Source organism: Reichenbachiella agarivorans (assembly GCF_025502585.1).
Classification (GTDB): Bacteria; Bacteroidota; Bacteroidia; order Cytophagales; family Cyclobacteriaceae; genus Reichenbachiella; species Reichenbachiella agarivorans.
The window spans coordinates 1283926-1305689 of record NZ_CP106679.1 but is presented as its reverse complement, the minus strand read 5'-3'; the positions used below and the strand labels follow the sequence as shown (position 1 = coordinate 1305689).

General features: G+C 42.8%; 20 protein-coding genes. 8 read left to right on the top strand and 12 right to left on the bottom strand.

Going from position 1 to position 21764, the window contains the following annotated elements; translation table 11 throughout:
• Window positions 1-81: 81 nt before the first annotated feature.
• The 4 genes from N6H18_RS05510 to N6H18_RS05495 form a co-directional block, all read right to left on the bottom strand.
• Entirely contained in the window at window positions 82-849 is a 768-nt protein-coding gene (locus N6H18_RS05510) for an exodeoxyribonuclease III (protein ID WP_262310837.1), read from the bottom strand.
• Window positions 850-966: 117 nt separating this feature from the next.
• Window positions 967-1767: an SDR family oxidoreductase gene (locus N6H18_RS05505; protein WP_262310836.1), complete on the bottom strand. Its 801-nt coding sequence runs from the start codon at window positions 1765-1767 to the stop codon at window positions 967-969.
• The gene (locus tag N6H18_RS05500) at window positions 1764-2654 is read right to left on the bottom strand and encodes an ROK family protein (RefSeq protein ID WP_262310835.1); all 891 of its coding nucleotides are present in this window, start codon (window positions 2652-2654) and stop codon (window positions 1764-1766) included. The genes N6H18_RS05505 and N6H18_RS05500 overlap by 4 nt, the downstream gene beginning before the upstream one ends.
• Entirely contained in the window at window positions 2651-4270 is a 1620-nt protein-coding gene (locus tag N6H18_RS05495) for a glycerol-3-phosphate dehydrogenase/oxidase (RefSeq protein ID WP_262310834.1), read from the bottom strand. The genes N6H18_RS05500 and N6H18_RS05495 overlap by 4 nt, the downstream gene beginning before the upstream one ends.
• A 262-nt stretch (window positions 4271-4532) precedes the next feature.
• On the opposite strand from N6H18_RS05495, the gene N6H18_RS05490 reads away from it, so the two are divergent.
• From N6H18_RS05490 to N6H18_RS05480, 3 genes are all read left to right on the top strand, one after another.
• Window positions 4533-4949 carry an SRPBCC domain-containing protein gene (locus N6H18_RS05490; RefSeq protein WP_262310833.1) on the top strand — a complete coding sequence of 139 codons (417 nt, stop codon included), beginning with the start codon at window positions 4533-4535 and terminating at the stop codon, window positions 4947-4949.
• Between the two features lie 83 nt (window positions 4950-5032).
• A complete protein-coding gene (locus N6H18_RS05485; protein ID WP_262310832.1) occupies window positions 5033-5668 on the top strand; it encodes a hypothetical protein in 636 nt (211 codons plus the stop codon).
• A gap of 75 nt (window positions 5669-5743) precedes the next feature.
• On the top strand, window positions 5744-6949 hold the full coding sequence (locus N6H18_RS05480; protein ID WP_262310831.1) for a bifunctional alpha/beta hydrolase/OsmC family protein: 1206 nt from the start codon (window positions 5744-5746) through the stop codon (window positions 6947-6949).
• Window positions 6950-6964: 15 nt separating this feature from the next.
• Here N6H18_RS05480 and N6H18_RS05475 read toward each other — a convergent pair whose 3' ends face one another.
• The 4 genes from N6H18_RS05475 to N6H18_RS05460 all read right to left on the bottom strand — a co-directional run bounded on the left by N6H18_RS05475 (window position 6965) and on the right by N6H18_RS05460 (window position 10166).
• Window positions 6965-7477 (bottom strand): TlpA family protein disulfide reductase, encoded by a 513-nt coding sequence (locus N6H18_RS05475; RefSeq protein WP_262310830.1) that lies wholly within the window; start codon window positions 7475-7477, stop codon window positions 6965-6967.
• 387 nt (window positions 7478-7864) lie between these two features.
• Entirely contained in the window at window positions 7865-8821 is a 957-nt protein-coding gene (locus tag N6H18_RS05470) for a succinylglutamate desuccinylase/aspartoacylase family protein (protein WP_262310829.1), read from the bottom strand.
• Entirely contained in the window at window positions 8821-9732 is a 912-nt protein-coding gene (rimK, locus tag N6H18_RS05465) for a 30S ribosomal protein S6--L-glutamate ligase (RefSeq protein ID WP_262310828.1), read from the bottom strand. The genes N6H18_RS05470 and rimK overlap by 1 nt, the downstream gene beginning before the upstream one ends.
• Window positions 9729-10166 (bottom strand): ATP-dependent zinc protease family protein, encoded by a 438-nt coding sequence (locus N6H18_RS05460; protein ID WP_262310827.1) that lies wholly within the window; start codon window positions 10164-10166, stop codon window positions 9729-9731. Before N6H18_RS05460 ends, rimK begins: the two co-directional genes overlap by 4 nt.
• A 380-nt stretch (window positions 10167-10546) precedes the next feature.
• Between N6H18_RS05460 and corA the strand changes: the two genes are divergently transcribed.
• Entirely contained in the window at window positions 10547-11674 is a 1128-nt protein-coding gene (gene corA, locus N6H18_RS05455; RefSeq protein WP_262310826.1) for a magnesium/cobalt transporter CorA, read from the top strand.
• Window positions 11675-11710: 36 nt separating this feature from the next.
• Complete coding sequence (locus N6H18_RS05450; RefSeq protein WP_262310825.1) at window positions 11711-12253, top strand: pyridoxamine 5'-phosphate oxidase family protein; 543 nt, start codon at window positions 11711-11713, stop codon at window positions 12251-12253.
• 71 nt (window positions 12254-12324) lie between these two features.
• On the opposite strand, the gene N6H18_RS05445 is transcribed toward N6H18_RS05450, so the two are convergent.
• Window positions 12325-13611, bottom strand: a complete 1287-nt coding sequence (locus N6H18_RS05445) for a DEAD/DEAH box helicase (RefSeq protein ID WP_262310824.1) — start codon at window positions 13609-13611, stop codon at window positions 12325-12327.
• Between the two features lie 188 nt (window positions 13612-13799).
• Between N6H18_RS05445 and N6H18_RS05440 the strand changes: the two genes are divergently transcribed.
• From N6H18_RS05440 to N6H18_RS05430, 3 genes are all read left to right on the top strand, one after another.
• On the top strand, window positions 13800-14273 hold the full coding sequence (locus N6H18_RS05440) for a hypothetical protein (protein WP_262310823.1): 474 nt from the start codon (window positions 13800-13802) through the stop codon (window positions 14271-14273).
• Between the two features lie 82 nt (window positions 14274-14355).
• Complete coding sequence (locus N6H18_RS05435) at window positions 14356-15735, top strand: sodium/proline symporter (RefSeq protein ID WP_262310822.1); 1380 nt, start codon at window positions 14356-14358, stop codon at window positions 15733-15735.
• A gap of 72 nt (window positions 15736-15807) precedes the next feature.
• Window positions 15808-16908, top strand: coding sequence for a TRAP transporter substrate-binding protein (locus tag N6H18_RS05430; RefSeq protein ID WP_262310821.1), 1101 nt, complete (start codon window positions 15808-15810; stop codon window positions 16906-16908).
• 91 nt (window positions 16909-16999) lie between these two features.
• On the opposite strand, the gene N6H18_RS05425 is transcribed toward N6H18_RS05430, so the two are convergent.
• Genes N6H18_RS05425 through N6H18_RS05415 form a run of 3 tightly spaced genes read right to left on the bottom strand, consistent with a single transcriptional unit; the run spans window position 17000 to window position 21730 of the window.
• On the bottom strand, window positions 17000-17329 hold the full coding sequence (locus N6H18_RS05425; RefSeq protein WP_262310820.1) for a TfoX/Sxy family protein: 330 nt from the start codon (window positions 17327-17329) through the stop codon (window positions 17000-17002).
• 4 nt (window positions 17330-17333) lie between these two features.
• Complete coding sequence (locus N6H18_RS05420; protein WP_262310819.1) at window positions 17334-17777, bottom strand: GNAT family N-acetyltransferase; 444 nt, start codon at window positions 17775-17777, stop codon at window positions 17334-17336.
• A complete protein-coding gene (locus tag N6H18_RS05415; protein ID WP_262310818.1) occupies window positions 17774-21730 on the bottom strand; it encodes a lamin tail domain-containing protein in 3957 nt (1318 codons plus the stop codon). The genes N6H18_RS05420 and N6H18_RS05415 overlap by 4 nt, the downstream gene beginning before the upstream one ends.
• Between the last annotated feature and the right edge of the window lie 34 nt (window positions 21731-21764).

Sequence of the window (21764 nt, the reverse complement as noted above, 5' to 3'; positions counted from 1 at the left end):
TACAAGGAGGATAATCACTAAGTTAAAACCAAATGAATGATAAAAATCAATGCTAAGCCAGTGATTAAAAATAACTTGTTCTTATTTCAATGTGATGCTGACGGGACAGTGGTCTGATTCTACGTACGTAGGGTGAATCTCTGCTTTGTCAAGCTTATCCAACATGGATTCGCTCATCAAGAAATAATCTATTCTCCAACCTACGTTTTTTTCTTTGGCACCTGCTCTGTAACTCCACCAGCTATAGGCGTCCAGTTGATCTGGGTGCAAATGTCTGAATGAATCAATCAGTCCAGCTGCAACAAAATTGTCCATGCCATCGATTTCTGCTTGGGTAAAACCTGCAGATTTATTGTAGTTGGCTTTGGGGCGAGCTAGGTCGATGTCTTTGTGCGCGACATTAAAATCCCCACAAACGATGACGGGTTTAGTTTTTTCTAGGTTCTTCAGATAGTTTTTGAAATCCGCATCCCAACCTTGGCGGTACTCTAGTCTGCTCAAGTCATTTTTGGAGTTGGGGACGTAGACAGTAGTCAAAAAGTAATCTTCAAACTCAGCAGTAATGATTCTTCCTTCTTGATCATGAATGTCAATCCCCAAACCGTAGTTTATGCTCAAAGGCTCCTTTTTGCTAAGGATGGCAGTGCCACTGTAACCTCTCTTGATTGCACTGCTAGAATATATGTGATAGGGAATATCACCCAAGGCTTCTCGGATTTGGTCGTCTTGTGCCTTGGTTTCTTGAATACATAATACATCTGGATTCAATTGGAGGATGGAGTCATGAAAACCCTTTTTGACAGCAGCTCGGAGACCGTTTAGGTTCCAGGATATTAGTTTTTCGCTCATAATGATGTCTTCTTAATAATTGTCAAAAATAGTGAATGTCTGGACTTAAAGCGTCCAATAGATGACTCAAGATTTTGGTTCTAGGTCAGAAACTGGATTGTCATTGTTGGTTATTTACTACAGCTTGTAATGGTTCATAATGATCCACTCAAACAATCGTGGAGGTAAAATACGCTTCAGCTTGGCAGCAAGCAAGTCCATAGGTTTGCCAACCAAGTACCTGAGTCGAGGATTCCTGCTTCGGATGATATGTGCTACCACGCGAGCTATTTTTTTGGTATCGTCTCCTTGGCGCTCTCCTTTGACGATGATCTCCATGGCAGAATGTAGGCCGAGTGAATAATCATCATTTTCTTCCGTATTGGATAAAATCCTGTTTTGCGAGATTTCGGTTTTGAAATCCCCAGGCTCGATGAGTGATACTTGTATGTTGCGTTTTTTCAGTTCCATACGAAGCGACTCTGAGTATCCTTCTAGGGCAAATTTGCTGGCAGTATAGTAGGACTGATAGGGTATGGCAAAAAGGCCTGCCAACGAACTGATGTTGATAATCTTGCCAGCATGTTGCTGCCTCATGGTGGGTAGCACGGCGTTGGTAGTGTTGACTACCCCCCAAAAGTTAGTTTCAATTTGTTGGCGGGCATCTTCTGTCAGCGTCATTTCTGCAGATCCGACAACCGAAATACCAGCATTGTTGATGAGGACATCTATTTTTCCTTCTTTTTGGAGAACATAGTTGACAGCAGATCGAATGCTGTTGGGTTTGGTCACGTCCATTTTCAACAAAAAAGCATTGTCTGGTTCTGCGAATCTACTGGTGCCATAGACTTTGTAGCCTTTGGCAAATAGGTAGTCAAAGCAAGTTTTGCCAATACCAGACGATACCCCTGTGATTAATATTACAACTTGACTTTTCATAAATAAGCTGTACCGAAGACTCCTGCGGAGTCTCCTAGTTTAGGTTTGAGTACCAGTGTATGGCAACTAGGATTGAACACTTGCTTTTTTAGACTTTCGAATCCGTCCGTGTAGATTCCATCGATGTTGCCAACCCCTCCCCCAATCACAATCGCCTCTGGATCGATCATATTGACGATGGTCGAGACAGCCAGTCCAAAAAATTGAATGAGTCGATCGTAGGTTGCTTTTGCATTTGGGTTTGTAGTTTTTTGCCCTATGATCTCACGGAGAGGCAGTTTTTCTCCACTGATGGAGTGGTAATATTTTTCTAATGCAGGACCAGACAGAATGGTTTCGACACAACCTGTTTTGCCACAGTAGCACTTTCCTCCAGAATCGTCGAGGAAATTATGACCCCACTCTCCAGCGATACCATTTCTGCCTTGAATGGCCTGACCATTGACAATGAGACCACCACCCACTCCAGTACCCATGATGATACCAAATACAACTTTTGCTTGGGGAGACACTTCATGCACGATGCCCATGTGCGTTTCGGCCAGTGCAAAGCAGTTGGCATCATTGGCCACAGCCACTTCTGTGCCGAGTAGTTTTTTGACATCTGTCAAGAAGGGTCGATCGTTGAGATGGGTGGAGTTGCATCCTTTTAGCAAACCTGTACTGGGGTCGATAGAACCCGGTGTACCAATGCCAATCTTGGTTGGAGACTCTCCTGACTGCTCCTTGAGTTTGGTGACCAACTTTAAAATCTGATTGAGGACGTGTTCATAACCCAAGTTTCCTTCAGTTGGGACTCTTTCTCTGTATAATACTTCGCTTGTAGAGGGTTCTAGTACGACCCCCTCTATTTTTGTTCCTCCCAAGTCTATGCCCCAAAGCTTCATTCGAATACTGTTGCCTTAGTGATCTCCCGATTGATGCCTTCAATTTCTGCATTTTTCTGTTCGTCACTCCAGCATAGCATAGCAGACATTTCTTCTGCGACAACCTCAAGATTGCTTTTGACACTTTCAATGTCAAAAAACAATCGCCCTGTTCTGTGAATAAAAAAGTCTGTCAAATGACTGACCCATTCATGCTCGATACAGAATCGTACTTCTGACATAATGATTGAACTGGTTTTGGCATGGCTGAGGATTTCTTCACATTGTGTGCCATAGAGGTCGACAAGATAATCAATGTCAGCAATGGATGTATTGGGGTTTTCTTCTGCTAGACTTTTCTTGTATTTTTTGACAGCTTTTTGATTTTTAAAGCTGTTGCCAGGTAAATAATATTTTTTGGTTTTGCACTTGGGGATTTTCTTTCCGGTCTGTTCATGACGAATCTCTAGGATAGTTTCAACTGCCCTTTTGGCCATTTTGCGGTAGCCTGTCAATTTGCCTCCAGCAATAGTGACCAATCCGTGTTCGGAGACAAATATTTCATCTTTTCTAGAAATTTCAGAGGCCGATTTACCTTCCTCTTCGATCAGTGGGCGTATGCCTGCCCAAGAAGAAATCACATCTTTGGGTTCGAGATGGACAGTAGGGAAATAATGATTGACGGCATCCAGCAAATAATGCACATCTTCTAAAGTTGTCCTTACATCCTCTAAATCTCCTGTAAAAGTGGTATCGGTTGTGCCAATATAGGTAACGTCCTTTTTAGGAATCGCAAACATCATCCGACCATCAGGGACATCGAAATAGACTGATTGCTGGATTGGCAAGTTTTGAAATGGTACCACGAGATGGACACCTTTGGTGAGGTGCAATTTCTTTCCTTTGACTTCTTCTTGATTTTTTCTGATCAGATCTGACCATGGCCCAGCAGCATTGATCACATAGTCAGCGTAGAGTGTGTATTCTTGATCCAAGATGTCGTCATGAACTTTGACGCCTGCTATTTTCCCTGCCTTGATGATAAAATCTTGACAAGCACTGTAATTCATGACTTTGGCACCCTCATTTTGTGCGGCCTTGAGTAGTTCGATGACCAGACGAAAATCGTCCGTTTGGTATTCGGAGTACAATCCACCACCTTCTATTTTATCTACATTGAGTAGTGGCTCAAGTTGCATGGTTTCTTGTGGTGAGAGCATTCTGCGGTGATCTTCCTTTTCGACATCCGCCAGTACGTCGTAGACCATGAGGCCAACCGATGCGATGATTTTTCCATAACTCCCGTCTTTGGTGAGGGGAAGGAGCATTTTTTCGGGGCGGACTAGGTGGGTGGCGAGATCGTGCAAAATCGCTCTTTCTCTTCCTACCTCTCTGACCAACCCAAATTCAAATTGCTTCAAATACCGTAAACCTCCATGTATCAGCTTGGTGGATTTGCTGCTGGTGCCAGAGGCAAAATCGTTTTGTTCTATCAGCGCTACTTTGAGTCCACGGGTTTCTGCATCGAGAGCGATGCCCGCTCCAGTGATGCCACCACCTATGATGACCAAGTCGAAATATTCGTTTTCGAGGGAGTTGACCAATGTCTGACGTTGTTCGGTATATGATGGAGGCATAGGCTTAATTTTTTCGATGGAAATTAGTCAAATCTTGTCATTAGGTAATCGTCAGTCCTGATTCTTAATCTTTGGGTAACAATTCTCCGAATTTAGCGATTAAGCAATATTAGAAGCAAGACTCTAGTATATTTAAACCAGATTTTGCAAAAGGCTAATCTGGAACTCAAACAAAAATGGTGAAATAGCAGTTTGCTTTTTGAATTGTGTCACATCATTTCAAAGAAAACAAATATCAATACTCAACCTAAATATCATAAGCATGCAAATCGTATCAGAAATCAACATCAACGCCAGTCCTGAAAAAATTTGGGCTATCCTGATGGATTTTAAAGCCTATCCAGAGTGGAACCCTTTTGTCAAGAGTATCAGTGGCGATCCTGTCGTAGGAAAACATATCCATGTGGTATTGCCAGGAATGAAATTTGAACCAGAAGTATTGGTACTAGAGGAAAACAGAGAGTTTAGATGGAAAGGGAAACTATTGGTCAAAGGACTCTTTGATGGTGAGCACTATTTTGTACTAGAGGTGATGGGAGATGGTGTCACCCGCCTGTTGCATGGCGAAAATTTCAGTGGAATGCTCGTACCACTGTTCAAGAAAAGACTGGAGGGTGAGACCTTGGAAAGTTTTAAGGCCATGAATCAAGGGTTAAAAGAAAGAGCAGAAGGGATATGATTTTGAAAAGTAGACAGATTCTATGTAGTCGCTGGTGAGTTTGCATTTCTATTATCTTTGCAATCAAAAACAACCCCCGCTTTATGAAATTAATCGAACCATTTTCGGATTTGAACCATGCACTAGATTCTCTGGACAATGGTGGTCGATTTTACAATTTTTCATCCAAAGCCAATGATGGAAACATTACTTCGGCGGAGCTGGCCAAGGCAGCAGGCGTGTTTACTGACAAGCAAAAAATGATGCTTTATTTAGAAATGTCATTGTTGGCACTTTCTGAAAAAGAAAAATTTAGCATCTGGCAGCGTTTTTCAGAAGACCTGATGGAATCATTTCAGAAGAATGCTCCCTTACAATTTTTGCCTTCCGAAGCATCAATCTTGGCTAAGGTATCCTCGATGGCAATCGTCACAGGTATTCCCAAATGGGTAGATTCGGAGGACAAACTCACGGGTTTTATCACAGTACCAGTCAGTACAGGCAAAATTACCACCTTGATCATGATTCCGATTTTTGAAAAGTACGATGTCTATGAACTCCGCGATCAAGATACAGATGAGCATTTTCTGATAGCACAAAGCAAAGACGCCGTAAAATTACCAGAGCAGAGAATTCACTGCGGAGGCATCATACGTGAGCTCAAAAACAAGAAGGATAAAAACGCTGAATCCACGATATTCTTAGAGACTATCTATTACTCTCAGGTATTGGAGAGCTAATCCTTTTGTCCTCTTGATAGAAAGAGGAGAATAAAATTATTGTTGACTTGATTTACTGTTTACGTCCGAAAATATATGGCTATCCGAAAATTTACTTTCCAGAATAAGCAAGGTGATGAGTTGTCGGCACACCTAGAGCTACCTGTAGATCAGCAACCTTTTGCCTACGCGATCTTTGCACATTGTTTTACCTGCAGCAAGAATCTCAATGCTGTTCGCAGTATTTCTCGCGCCCTGTCACATCATGGAATCGCCGTGCTGAGTTTTGACTTTACAGGATTGGGAATGAGTGAGGGAGATTTTGCTGATACCAATTTTTCATCCAACATTGACGATTTGGTGGCTGCCGCAGAAGCGTTGACGGAGCAATTCGAAGCGCCAAGTCTGCTGGTGGGTCATTCGTTGGGTGGAGCAGCGGTAATTTTTGCAGCGAGCAAAATTAAGTCTATTCAAGCAGTCGCTACCATCGGCGCACCATCTTCTCCTGATCATGTGCAACATCTGTTGATAGAGAATCTGGATCAGATCAATGAACAAGATGCAGCAGAGGTTAGCATTGGGGGGAGAACTTTTTGGGTGAAGAAGCAATTCTTAGATGATATTTCGTCCAAAAACATGTCTGCCATCGTCAAGGAATTAAAAAAGCCACTTCTGCTCATGCACTCGCCGCAGGATGACATAGTGGGGATTCAAAATGCCGCAGAGATATATGACAATGCCATGCATCCTAAAAGCTTTGTTTCATTAGATAAAGCTGATCACTTGCTCAGCAACAAAGCAGATTCAACTTATGTAGGTGAGGTAATCGCCAGCTGGGCAGGTAGGTATTTGCCTGCCGAAGAAGAGCTGAAACTGAGATCTCAACATCAGGTGGTGGTACAAACTGGGCGCGAGCCTTATGTCACCGAGATATTGGCGGGTCAGCATGCACTGAGAGCGGACGAACCTTTGGATCTTGGAGGACAAAATTTTGGCCCATCTCCGTACGATTTGCTATTGTCTTCACTTGGAGCATGTACAGCAATGACCTTGCGTATGTATGCTGACCGCAAGGGTTGGAATCTAGAGCAAGTTGATGTCCATTTGAATCATAAAACAGACTTTCCAGTAGCCTGTGAGTCATGTGATCCGAAGGTCAAGGTTGACCATATATCTCGTGAAATTGAGATACATGGAAATCTGGATGAGGCACAGAGGCAAAAACTATTAGAGATTGCCAATAAATGTCCCATTCATAAAACTCTGCACAATCATGTAGAGTTGAAGACCAGCTTGTTATGAGCTTAGTAATTCTTCTCAAAAATTATCCTTCAGTGTAGGATCATCCACTTTGACAACTTTTGGTACGGTTATTTTCCCATCTTCATCAATGATCAAGTAGCGAGGCACCCAATCCAGGTCAATGTAGTTGGACAAGGCATTGTCCCAGCCTTCGTTGATGAAGAAGTGCTCTCCTTTGATTTTGTATTTTTTGATTCCCTCTCTCCATTTGATTTCTTCTCTATCTACTGACAATAAGACGAAATGGATATCATTTTTCTTCCCATCTTTCATCAGTTGTTGGAGTTCAGGTAGGCTGACGATACAATCCTTGCACCAAGTTGCCCAAATATCTAAAACTACTTTTTGACCTGTATGTGCTGCGAGGATTTCACCGAAGAACACCTCGCTACCATCTAGTGCCGTCAATGAGAGCGCACGGACACTATCTGGAAACACACTGCCTTTTAGGTATTCGGGTGCGGGTTTGTCCTGAGCATAGGCTTGGACAGAAAAAAAAAGTGCTACTGCGATGAGTGTTTTTTTCATGGGGTATTGATTGAAAAGAAAATGTTATGAGGCACTAAACTAATGAAATGATCATGAAAATCTAAAACGGTCTGAAAGGAGAATTGGTTACTTGTGGCACTGTTGATTTGGGATTTATTTGAATGTCAAAAATGTACTGATGGCTTTTCTGTTTTATGCTTATCGGATTGTAAAGCGATGCTTATAAAAAATAATCCTATAGGCAAGGAAATTTATTCTATAAGCAAAGAAAATAATTTGATGCGTATGGAAGTGGGTTTGATCAAGAACGGGTTAAAAAGATGCTCAAACAGACCGTACTTTTCCTCAAAAAAGTACGGTCTGTTTCTCAGAGTTAACCGTATTTTTTAGGGCAATTCACCGCTCTACTTTTGTAAAGTAGAATTTCTACCCCTTCAACACCCCGATGTGCATCAGCGCATCTCCTTGGTGGACGATGGGGTTGTTGTTGAGTCCGATGACGTAGCCTTTTGCTCCGGCACGGACGGGAACTTTGAACTCCCCAAAGGGATCTGAGATGTAGCCTACGATCTGATTTTTTGTGATCGTCTGTCCACTGCTGACTAGTGTCCCGAAGAGTCCCGATGCTTTTGCCCTGATCCACGAGGAGGATTTGATCAGAATCGTTTCGTGTTCTGTAGCAGGTGGGGCATAGGTTTTTAATCCTAGATGATTCATGAGTCGCTCTGTACCTAGGATTCCTTGGCTGATGGCATATTCATCAAAGCGTGAGGATTCGCCTCCCTCGTACACCAATATTTTCTTCTTCATTTTGCCAGCGGCCCAGCGGAGAGACTTGGGTCTAAAGGCTGAGTGTAAACTAAATGGGGCAGCAAAGGCGGCAGCCAATTCAGCATTGACTGGATCAGACATCATGCAGCGAATCTGTGGATAATTGGTGCGGTCAGCGCCTCCCGTATGGAAGTCTATCCCGTAATCGATCTTCGGGATGATTTCTTTCATCAGATAATAGGCCACTCTGGCAGCCAGTGATCCATTCTTGTTGCCAGGAAAGGAGCGGTTGACATCTTTGCCATCGGGTACATAGCGGGAGAAATGAATGAAACCATATACATTGATAATGGGGATAGAAATCGTTGTACCCCGCTCAGGGATGTGAAGGTTGTTTTGAATTATCCGTCTGACGATTTCTATCCCATTGATTTCATCTCCATGCATGCCACCCATCATCAAGAAAACTGGGCCAGGGATTTTGGATCTCGCAACTGTAATAGAAATCTCGATGGGTGAGTGTGATGGCAACCGTGCGATGTTGACGGTTACCTTTTTAGTTTCCCCAGGCAATATTTCGGTATCGCTGATCCACATACTGTCACTATCCATTAGGCATGAAGGTTACTTTTGCTTGATCTTTTGGTCTTCTTTTTTGACTTTTCGATGAATTCGATGATTTTGGCTGCTATGTCCACTTTGGTGGCTTGCTCTATGCCTTCTAGGCCTGGCGAAGAATTTACCTCCAATACCAAAGGACCTTTTTTGGATTGCAACATATCCACACCTGCCACGGCTAGTCCCATGCTTTTGGCTGCTTTGAGTGCGGTGGATTTTTCGGCTCTGGATAGTTTGATTACATTGGCTTCTCCACCTCGGTGAAGATTGGATCTGAACTCTCCTTCTTTGCCTTGACGCTTCATCGCCCCTACGACTTCACCATCTACGACAAAGGCACGGATGTCCGCTCCTCCAGCCTCTTCGATGAACTCTTGCAAAATCACTCGGGTTTTCAAACTTTCAAATGCCTCTATGACGGAGGTGGCAGCTTTTTCGGTCTCTGCCAAAACGACTCCTAGCCCTTGGGTGCCTTCCAGCAGCTTGATTACCACTGGGGCTTTACCTATGTGCTTGAGCACATTGTTTTCTTTCTTGTTGAAATTGGTAAAGGCAGTATTGGGCATGCCGATTCCATGTCTGGACAAGATCTGGAGACTTCTCAATTTGTCTCTGGATCGGGTAATCGCTATCGAACTCACTGGGCTGAATACGTCCATCATTTCAAACTGCCTGACCACAGCTGTACCGTAAAAGGTCACAGATGCGCCGATTCTTGGGATCACGGCATCTAGATCATTTAGCTTTTGACCTTCGTAATAAATGGAAGGTCCCTTTTCATCCATGATGATGTCACACTTCATGTGATCGATTACGAGTGCTTCGTGTCCCTTTTGCACAATAGCCTCCACTAGCCTCCGAGTCGAATAAAGTCTCGGATTTCTCGATAGCACTGCAATTTTCATGATTCTTTGTATTTATTATTATAAGATAAATTCTTCAATTGTACATCCACTATAAATTTCTTTGAAAGGAATTTTCTACCTAGCAAGATAGGATTCCTCATGTTGCTCCTGTCTGTGAGCGAAAACTCCACTCTCCTCTTTTTGCCAAAAATGACTATTTCTGTTGTGATTGATTGTCGGTTTTCCAGTTCGCCGTTCGAACTCTTGACCATCTTTTCTTTAAAATTTGTGGTGTAAAACACCTTGCCTTCATACTCAGGGTGATCTGGATCCAAAATCATAAACTCCAAAGTTGGTTTTCCATTTCGCTCTGTTATTTTCACATGATGACAATGCAGCGCACTGCCATACGCTCCTGTATCTACTTTTGCATCTATATCGAACAACTCAAACTCTGGTAAGTCTATTTTGTCGATTCTTCCAATGACGATCATTTGATTATTTGACGATGAGACTTACAAGTATAGAAAATGTCCCATATCTAATCGGCAAATCAAAGCATGTTTCGTTATAAAATAGTTAAGAATGGAAAATCTAATATTGGGAGCGTGTCCTTCTACTCATTTTGCCAAAAGGATGCGCTGATCAGGATAGGGCAAATACGATAAATCAACTAGCTTTAACCCAAATGATGCAAAAGCATATTTGGCAATTAATGGAAAATGGTTACCAGTCAAAAGTATTGTGAGATAGGATTAAAAATAATCTTGATCGTTAATTTTAACCCTGCTTTGTAGGTGAGCAGCCATTTAACTCCTGAATTATTTCATTCAGGTTTAAACTTGAAATATAAGATCATTACAAAATCGCATCGATGAAAGAATTTGATATTACCAGACCCGACAAACTTATCCTGACAGGACTCAAATCATTGGTCAGCTTGCCATTGAATCTCTACACAGAACAAAAGAGTAAAGCAAAAGGTAGCGGTAAAGTTTCCTTTATTGGAGAAAAGAAACTTGATGAGGTAAGTGTACAACACTACCAATATAACAAGGACGAGTTGAAAGTGAATGAGGTCGAGTACAATTTGGATTTCGTGAAAGAGGAAAATGATAAACTAGTACACTGGCTCAACATCTATGGTTTGCACGATGTAGAAATCATCCAAGACATCGGCCAAAAGCTGGGTATGGACAGAATCACGCTCCGACATGTACTGGACACCACGCTTCGGCCCAAAGTCGAAGAATTTGACAAATACCTTTTCTTTAGCATCAAGTCTATTTTGAATGATGAGGATAAAAGTCTCAATGTAGAGCAGCTTTCGTTCATTTTGGGTAAAAATTATGTAGTCTCGTTCCAAGAGGAGCATGGAGATCATTTTGATCACATCCGAAACAAAATCGAAGAGAATTTGGGGTTGATACGGAGTAAAAGATCAGATTTTTTGGTTTGTCAATTACTAGATGCTGTGTTGGATAATTACTATGAGACGATCGAATGGATTAATACAGAAGTAAGAGAGTTGGAGAAGCAGGTTTTTGCCGACCCTACACAAGAGCTCTTGATCAAAATGGAGCGAATGAAACAAGTGACGCAGACGATCAAAAAATCACTTTCTCCCTTCAAAGATTCTCTGCGATTGATCTCGAACCGAGAATCATCATTCATCACCAAGGAGGCCAAAAAGTACTTCCTTGATTTGATGAGCAGTTGCAACGGTGCAATCGAAGAGATCAATTCTACTGCCAATTCGCTGGAGAGTTTGACCAACATCTATTTTTCGTCTCTGAGCCAAAAAATGAACGAAACGATGAAAGTCTTGACCACTGTCTCTACGATATTCATACCGATGACCTTCATCGCAGGTATCTATGGGATGAATTTCGAATACATGCCTGAGCTCAAATACCGCTATGGCTACCACATCGTCTGGGGCGTGATGGGTTTGATGTTTATCGGCATGTTTATCTATTTCAAAAGAAGAAAGTGGCTCTGAGCCAATTTATAATAGCAAAACCTAAACCAAAATGAAATGGGAAAGCGACTAGAATGTCTAACGACGGAGCTGAAAGAATTCATCAAGGATCAAAAAATTTTCTTTGTCGCTACGGCAATGAAGGAAGGTAAGGTAAATGTATCTCCAAAAGGTATGGACTCCTTTCGTGTATTATCAGACAACAAAGTCATTTGGCTCAACCTGACTGGAAGCGGTAACGAAACCGCCACTCATCTGCTCGAAAGCGACCGAATGACAATCATGTTTTGTGCATTTGAGGGAAAACCTTTAATCCTCAGGCTGTACGGGCATGCAAAAGTTTTTCATCCAAGAGACGTAAAGTATGAGAAGTGCTTGAGTATGTTTCCTGCGATTATGGGGTCTCGGCAAATCATCGAAATGGACATAGATATGGTACAAACATCCTGTGGAATGGCTGTGCCATTCATGGATTACAAGGAGGATCGCAATGAGTTGAAGGTCTATTGGGAGAAACAGGGAGACGAGCGTATCAAAAAATACTGGCACGATAAGAATACCGTGAGTATTGATGGGCATGAAACCAGCATATTCGAATAGAACTGTTGACAGAAAAAAGCCCTCGATGATCAATTCAACGAGGGCTTTCTGCTTTTTATGAAATGTTGCAATTAATAATTGCTGGTTCTTCGTCTTCTGAATGGTTTTTTACTGCTGTTGCTGCTATTTCCTCCGCCTTGTTTGGCACCATTGCTTCCGCCGTGGCTTGAGTGGCGAAAACCACCTTTTGATTTAGATTTGCTTTCGCTTTTGGTGGGCTCAGTTTCCGTGGGCTCAAATCCTTTCATGACCTCTGTGCGCAATTTTTGTCCGAGGAGTTTTTCGATGCCTTGTTGGTATTCGATTTCATCCACACTGACCAGAGAGATTGCTTCGCCTTTGGCACCTGCACGACCCGTTCTGCCGATTCTGTGTACATAATCTTCTGGCACGTTGGGCAACTCAAAGTTAATTACATGAGGTAGCAATGGAATATCCAACCCACGTGCAGCAATGTCAGTCGCAACCAAAACTCTGATTTTTCCTTTTTTGAAACCATCCAATGCTTTGGTTCTCGCAGCTTGACTCTTGTTGCCATGAATCGCCGCAGAGGTAATACCCTTTTTCTCCAATTGCTCACTTAGCTTGTTAGCCTTGTGTTTGGTTCTGGTAAAAATCAAGACTTGACTCCAATCACCCTCTTCGATCAATTGGATGGTCAAATAGGGTTTTTGTTTTTGATCAACTCTGAACGCTCTTTGAAATACTTTTTCTGCAGTGGTATTTTCGGGAGTTGCTTCCACCGTGACAGGATGATTCAACAGGCCATTGGCCAATTTTTTGATTTCCTTGGAGAACGTAGCTGAGAACAGCAAGTTTTGTCTGCGTGTTGGGAGCAGCTGGATGATTCTGTTTATGTCTCTAGAGAAACCCATGTCAAGCATACGATCTGCTTCATCAAGAACCATGATCTCTACTTTGTCGAGGGTCATGACCTTTTGATTGATGAGATCTAGCAATCTACCTGGAGTGGCTACCAGGATATCCACACCACGTTTCAAATCTTTGATTTGAGGACCGGCATTTACACCACCAAAAATCACCGTAGATTTCAAGTCGGTAAACTGGCTGTATTCTCTTACGTTTTCATATACTTGAGCGGCCAACTCTCTGGTTGGTGTGAGTATCAATGCTCGGACGGGTCTGTTTCTCAGTGTTTGACCTTGGTTTAGGATTTGAAGCAAAGGCAAAGTAAAGCCTGCTGTTTTTCCTGTACCTGTCTGCGCGGAGGCTAGTACGTCTTTTCTTTCTAATATTACTGGAATTGCTTTTTCCTGAATAGGAGATGGGGTTGTATAACCCTTTTTTGTAACGGCCTCTAATATCTTATCAGATAGGCCTAGTGATTCGAATGTCATATAAATTGTTAATGAAATGACAATTTATAAGCTAAACATCATTTCGGTATTTGATGGCAAAGGTACGTGGAATGTTTCGCATTCGAACTTTTATATGTTTATCTTTTGGAAAGTGTCGTTAAGCAAAACTGTAAAAAGAGTATAAAAACGGCCAATAGACGCTAAATTGCCCGCATAAATTAATACAAATGAAAGCAGCCACTCTCAGAGAAATCAAGCTGGCACTGGGTGATAAATCAGAAAAGGAACTGATTGAGCTCTGTCTGCACCTGTCCCGATTCAAGAAAGAAAGCAAAGAACTGCTGACGTATCTTTTGTTTGAGGAGCAGGATGAAACCTCCTATATCAATAGTGTGAAAGTAGAGATGGACGAGCTTTTCGAGAGTATGAATACCAGTAGCTACTATTACGTGAATAAGACGGTACGTAAGGTTCTGAGACTAACCAAAAAGTACATTCGCTATTCCAAGAAGAAGGAAACTGAAGTGGAGTTACTTCTACATTTTTGTCAATCTGTGAAGGAGCTACACCCATCACCCAATCACAACCTCGCCTTGTACAATATCTACCTCAGACAAAAAGCTGCCATCAGCAAGATTCTCTTGTCTCTCCACGAAGACCTCCAGTATGATTACCAACAGGAGTTGGATCGCTTGAATTAAAGGAGCTGGTTTATAGCGAATGGCACAATTACCCTCTGCCATAGTTTTATTAACTTGCGAATAGTTCAACAATGAAATATCTATGATTATAGTATTTGGAGCTTTGCTGCTTCTTTTTGCTGGTATCGGCGTCTCATCCTCTCTTCGCAAACAAAATAACACCAAAGACTATCTCCTCGCTGGTCAAGATGTGCAGCCATGGTTGGTAGCGCTCTCCGCAGTAGCCACCAACAACAGCGGCTACATGTTTATCGGGATGATTGGCTATACCTATGTGGCGGGTTTGGAATCCATCTGGCTTATGGTGGGCTGGATCATTGGTGATTTTGTGGGATCGATGTTGGTGTATGGCAAGCTCCGCGATTTGAGTGCTAAATATGGGATTCTCAGTTTTGGGAGTCTGATTGCCTATCATGATGGCAAAGTCATCAAAAGCATTCGTTTGTTGAGTGGGTTAATCAGCTTTGTGTTTTTGAGCACCTATGCAGCGGCACAATTCAGTGCTGGAGGAAAGGCTCTGGCAGCTACACTCCATTGGGATCAGTCTGTAGGGATAGTAGCAGGCGCGATTTTGGTAGTAGTTTATTGTTTTTCGGGAGGGATTAGGGCTTCTATTTGGACGGATGCTGCTCAGTCAATCGTCATGTTTATTGCGATGGGTACATTGTTGTATTATGCGATAGATGATATGGGAGGATTGAACGAGACCCTAGTCAGATTGAAAAGTGTAGAGGTTGGATACATGAGTCTGTTCAAACCAGAACTGTCCTTGTCAGCTTCCATACTCATTGCCGTTGGTTGGCTCTTTGCAGGATTTGGAGTAGTGGGTCAGCCACATATCATGGTCAGATACATGACTTTAGATCATCCCAAAAACATCCGAAAAGTCAGGGTGTATTATTACAGCTGGTTTACGGGCTTTTATGCTTTGGCGATCGGAGTAGGTTTGCTGTCCAGAATCGTGTTGTCAGACAAGGGAAGTTTTGATCCAGAGTTGGCCTTGCCGCTCATGTCAATGCATTTGTTGCCTGATTATCTAGTTGGTGTGATGCTGGCAGGGATATTTGCTGCTACGATATCCACAGCCGATTCATTGATCATCAGTTGCACTTCGTCTCTCTCCAATGACATTTTTCCACAATTCAAGCACAACTACCGCGTGAGCAAGATTTTCACGATTTTGATCACTTTGTTTGCGGTAGGGATTTCCCTTTTAGGAAACAAAAGTGTGTTTGAGATAGTGATTTATGCTTGGGCGGTGTTGGGGACAGTATTTGGACCAGTGATCACGCTGAGGATGCTGCACAAAAAAGTAGATGCCAATACGACCTTGGCGATGATGATTTCTGCAGCAGTAGTGACACTGGGTTGGAATTTTCTAGGCTGGTCCTCGATCGTCTACGAAATGATGCCCGGTATCCTTACAGGATTTTTGGTGTATTTTGCGATGCGCAGGCGCTAAATGAATCATGGACTCCCTATTCAGAAAACGAGTTAATTCCCTTAATTTGGCTCCTCCATAATATTGCATGATATGTCGGATCAAAATAGAAGAAAGTTCATCAAGGTAGGGGGCTTGGCGTTGGCGGCTGGGGTCACGGGTGCTTTGTCGGCGTGTAGTCATGAAAAGACTGCCATCGAAACCCCCAACATCAATTTTAACAAAAACTACCAATGGAAAATGGTCACCACTTGGCCGCCCAACTTTCCGGTATTGGGGGAAGGTTGCAAACTCATGGCCAAATGGGTCGAACAGATGAGTGGCGGTCGGTTGAAAATTGAGGTATATGGAGGAGGAGAACTGATTCCGTCACTAGAATGTTTTGATGCGGTAAGTCATGGTGCGATCGAAATGATGAGCGGGTCTGGTTATTACTGGACGGGAAAGATTCCTGCGGCTACTTTGTTTTCTTCCGTTCCTTTTGGAGTCTCTGCGCAGCAAATGAATACGTGGATACTCAATGCGGGAGGCCTAAAACTGTGGGAAGAAATCTATGAACCCTTCAACCTGATACCGCTCCCTGGAGGCAACACAGGACAGCAGGCAGGCGGTTGGTACAACAAAGAAATCAACACCATCGAAGATTTTAAAGGATTAAAAATCCGTATGCCGGGATTGGGTGGCAAGGTCATCAATAAGGTCGGTGGCAACTCGGTACTTGTCGCAGGTGCAGAGCTATTTACCAACCTTGAGCGTGGAGTGATTGACGCTACCGAATGGATTGGACCCTATCACGATTACATGATGGGGTTTCACCGAGTTGCGAAGCATTATTATTTTCCGGGATGGCATGAGCCAGGTACTGTGCTAGAGATGGCAATGAACAAAGACAAGTTCAAGGAGTTACCATTGGATTTGCAAGAGATCTTGATTTCGGCCAACCTGCGCCTCAATCAATGGATGCTCTCTGAATTCGATGCTAAAAACGCCATTTATCTACAAAAAATGATTGATGAGAAAGTCGATATTCGCGCCTTTTCTTCAGAAATATTGGACACCCTGCGAAAAGCATCAGAAGAAGTCATGTCTGAGTTGATTAGCAGCGATCCACAGAGTAAAAAAATCTATGAGCACTTTTTAGCTTTTAGGAAGAAAGCAGAGCTCTGGAAAAAAGTCAGCGTGGGGAAAGTATGAGGACCGTATTGCGCTCTGTGTATTGAGTCATGAGACATCTGTGATGAGTATAAAAACACTCTATAGTCATTTTTCTACGAGTGGAGTAATGTCAGCCTAGCTTGCTCTCGGCATGTTCTATTCCCAGAAGTATATAATATCCCAGAGCTGCTTCGGATTGGAAACCTGCTGGCTCGACGAAAATCATTTCCTTCATGGGTTTACCAGTAAAATCCATCGGTCGGACATGAGCTTTGTGGAGTTCTTGCTGATCTTTGGGTGCGAGCACTCTGACGCAGAGTTCTTCTTTGACAATTCCTACACTCATCTTGCCATGGTAGAGGAAACACAGTCCACCAAACATCTTTTTTTCGGTAATGGCATCTCCATAGGCTTGGAGATGTTGTCTGATCCGAGCGGCAGTTTCTTCGTTGTATGCCATCAGTTTAAAATTTAAGATTCAAATCAGTATGGGGGATGTTGTCTTCCAAGTATTCCTGCGAGCACACTTCCAGTCCAAAAGAGCGGTAATAATCTACCAGAGGAGATTGGCCTTGGACATAAATCTCTTTTGCTCCTTCTGTTGATTGTATTTTGGCTATTGCCTCATGAATCAGTTTACCAGCGAGTCCTTTGCCTCGGTATCGATGATCGGTCACGATTCTCCCGATGGCATAGACGCCTTTTTCCCGTTGGTAGGTGCGCAAGTAGGCTGCCAACTCTTGTCCATCATAGAGCATGTAGTGCAGCGATTTTTCGTCCTTGTCGCTGAGTTCGGGATAGGGGCAGTTTTGCTCCACGACGAAGACATCTACTCGCAGTTTGAGGAATTGATACAGTTCTTTGGTACTGAGTTGATCAAACGTTTTAATCTCTAATTTTTCATTCATAGTCTGCTTCCCAATACGACGGTTTCTTTGATCATTTTTTTGTTGCCTTTCGTATCGTAAATCTCCGCAAAAACGATGTAGTATCCAACGGGTGCGAGATTGCCCTGATCTGTTGACCCATCCCATGTCATGAATCCAGATGTTGACAACAGTTGATTTTGAGCCAACGCTTTGATGATTCTCCCTCTCGTATCAAAAACATAGAGATTGGCAAATCCGCCTGGTTGATCCAGTTGATAGCTGATGGTAGTAAAATCATCCTGACCAGATCCGTCGGGGATGAACACTTTGGGCTCTATCGACAACATGCTCTGAGTATCAGAGTATCCGACAAACTGAGAATTGACCAAGCCAGGCGTAGCATAGTAGCTCGTACTGGCTGCTGAAAACCAACTATTGGGATCATTGGTCGGCGAGTCAAAGGATATTCGCTCCAGACTAACACCCTCTTCATCATCCAGCAAACTGGAGTGGTAATCCTCAAAATACTCGAAATAGTCAATGGTTTGGTCATTTGGATTCATCAGAACGACTATTCCCTCATCATCATTGTAAGAAGGAAAACTTGGGAGATTGACGAAGGTAGTCTCATCACTGATTGGGTAGTTGGCTTTCAACAATTCTGGATCGGAAGTAAAAACCATGTAATGTTCGGGTTGAATCAGGAGGTGATCCGTATGGATCATTTTGCTGATGGTTTCGCTGGGTTTTACACTCGCTAGATGCCAGTTTTGCAGATCGATGACCTTGTCGGAGTGATTGTAAATCTCCACAAAGTCTACGCCTCCTGTTTTGGGATTGAATAGAATCTCATTGATGAGCAAGTCCAAACTATCTGCAGGTTCAGGGATGGAAATTTTGTCATAATTTTGCTCATTCGAAATGACATTTCCTACACAGTCCTTGAGGTGCTCCAAGGTCATTGTATAAGTTTCCTTCACATTCAAACCTTCCAAAAGTGATACCTGTATCATTTGGCTCTGGGGCAGAATCAAATCAACCGACTCCAAGATGACATGAGGTTCGATCTTGATGTTGTCGAGCAAGTTATAGTCAGGATACAGCTTTTCGTTGAACTGAATCAATATTTGATCCGCTCCGTCCAATACGCTTTGGGTAATCTTGGGGCCAAAATTGTCTGGATTAGTTTTGGACTGAGAATTGGGGGTTCCAGGAGTCCCACCGACGACTTGGGATGCGGTCCAGTTTCTTTCCTCTCCACAAAAATTGGACAAATCCACCATTTCCAAACTCATGCCCAGATGTTCTGCTGTGCCATACCAATCGTCTGTATAATTTGTGGAAAAAACCAGTAATTCCCCAGCATAGATTGACAAGGTTTCTCCACTGTTGTTGAGTGTCAGCCATTTTGCGAGCTTTCCTAGATTGGAGGTAGAAAAATTGGTCGCACTAGCGGCCAAAAGAATATAGGCATTGGGTTCAATGGTTCCTGTAGTAAATACAGTCTGATCACTCCCGTCATGCCAAGTCAACCCTGTCAGCTCAATCGTATGGTCGGAGGCATTGTACAATTCGACAAATTCTACTTGACCTTCTGTAGGCGAGGACATGATCTCCGAAATGATTAACTCCCCAAACGCAGGCTGATATGGTAGGAAGTATTGAAATGGAATCGCAACTGGCAGGATTTGGTTGTAGGACAGGTCTTTCAACTCGGATAATTGCAGTGCATATTCTGTTTCCTCCTGAAACACTTGCCCAAAAGTCAAAAGTACCGTACTATCCGAAGCATTGTATAGGGCAGTATGAGGAAAACCAATCCCTGGATCTACTTGGTAGTTGCCAGTAAATTCCGCTGATGACTCTAGCAGCGGCTCGGAAAAATGAAGCTGCAATTGATTGCTCTTGAGTACGGTAAGATTCGTCAGGCTGGGGACGGTCTGATCTCGAATCACCTGTGTTGTAAATCCAGAAACGGCATTGCCATGTTCGTTGTATAATGTTTGCCAGGAGAGGGTATAGGTTTGATCATCGAGAAAATTATCCGCAAATATCAACCGAATGATTTTTGAATCTTTGCTACTGACAATTGCGCTTGAGGCTTGATTGCCATTGGCTAAGGCAAACCAAGTGGCATTGATCAAGCCGTTGATGTCAAAACTTGTGGAGAAAGTCATTTCTATTTCCTTCATACCGATGATTCTCGCTGCTACAAACTGAGGATCAAAATCAAAATGGATTGTCTGTGTTACTAGATTTCGGCCATCGGTATCTGCTACACCCGTCATGTTCAGTTCATAGCTTTCTCCAAGGATCAGACTCTCAGCAAAAGTCAGGCACACCTCCCTACCATCAACAGCTACGGATTCAATATTGCCATGGGTCAAAAGATAGTTTGACAGTTGACTGCCTGTTGTACTAGGCACATTGTTAAATACTAATTTCAACTGTCTATGATTCAATACAACGAGCTCTCCTACTCGGAAAAGGTCACTGTCGATGTTAATCGTTTGATCTTCCGTTTTATTTCCTAGCATATCCATGACCTCTGAAATGTGCAGAGATAAATGTGCTTGCACTGGGATATCCACTGCAAAATTCAGTGTCAATTTTTTTCCAAACTCTGTTTCGAGTTGTATAATACTTGGATTCATTCCATCCAAAAGAAAACGGTTCGTTTCTTGCGATATGGATTCATTCAGCCTTTCATGGAATAGCAGAACTATTTCTTGCGGTGATTTTACAAAGGCACTGTCCAATCTGGGAGGCAAAATATCATAAACAAAAGGAGTCTTGATTCGGGTTTGAATAGCATTGCCGTACCAATCTTCTACCTCATCAATGTAGAGATCAAAGAGTGTCTCAGGCACGAATGCATCTCGAAATTCCAAAACAACCACCGAGTCTCCTATTAGTTCCACATACATAGGGTACACATCATCATACTCGTAGTTTTGTCGTGTCTCTGCGGATTGCCTTTCAACTCTTTCTTTGAACTTGATTTTAATGGAAGTCGAACTCAGTACTTCAAGGTGATCTATTTTGGGCGGGGATGTGTCATATAAAAACGCCAATGAGTGACGGGGAAAGGGACTGCCACTTTCATCTTTGACGCCATTGACTTCTAGTTTGAGGGTTTTGTTGGGATCAAAATCAGATTGAAAGATCAGATTCACCATTTTCGTTGTTTCGCTATCTACGAAAACAGAGATAGGGCTTACTCCGCCGACTTTGTAATTGTCTGGATCAGTGACTGACATCACATCAAAGTTTTGTGCAAAGTACAGTTCCAGAAGATTGGCACTGCTCACCACCAACGAATCAATAATTGGTCCTGTCTCACCTGCACTGGGTTCGTATGTCGTGACGTGGATGTCGTCAAAGTAAAAGTTGGATTTATTGGTGGAGGTATGAAAAGCAACCACTCCGAAATAGGAGGTAGCAGTATAAGTATTGTCTACAAACCGTACACCCTCTGAATCAAAGGTTGATCCACCTAAAGGATCTGCAGCAATCGACCAAACACCGTAGGCTGATCTGGTGATCTGTATTCTCACCAGTACATTTCCAGAATAGAAAGTCGAACTTGTAAAGAGCAGGGTTGACGATGAACCGTCTTGCCTATAAAAATTGATGTAATCTTCATTGCTCTGTCCTATTTCAATAAAGTACCCATTGAGATCTCCTTCAAGATTTTGTCTATTGGACACAAGGTAAATACGAGCTTTGTTGGTTCCAGATGGGGCAAACTTTAATTCAACCAAAAACTCCCATCGCGCATAATCCATGATGTCATTGGCTGTTGACAAATGGAGAACAGCAGAGGCACTTGGTCCATTTGAGTTGAGTTGATTTCCTTCGATTTCAAACTGTGAGACATCACCACTCCAAACAGGACTAGCAGTAAAATCTCCATCCGAAAAATCATCATTGACTTGTGCAGATAGGCTCCAGCAGCTGAGCCATAGTAGGGCAGTGAGGGAATATTTCATGGTTGGTTGGCTAGGTGACAAAATAAATTTCGTT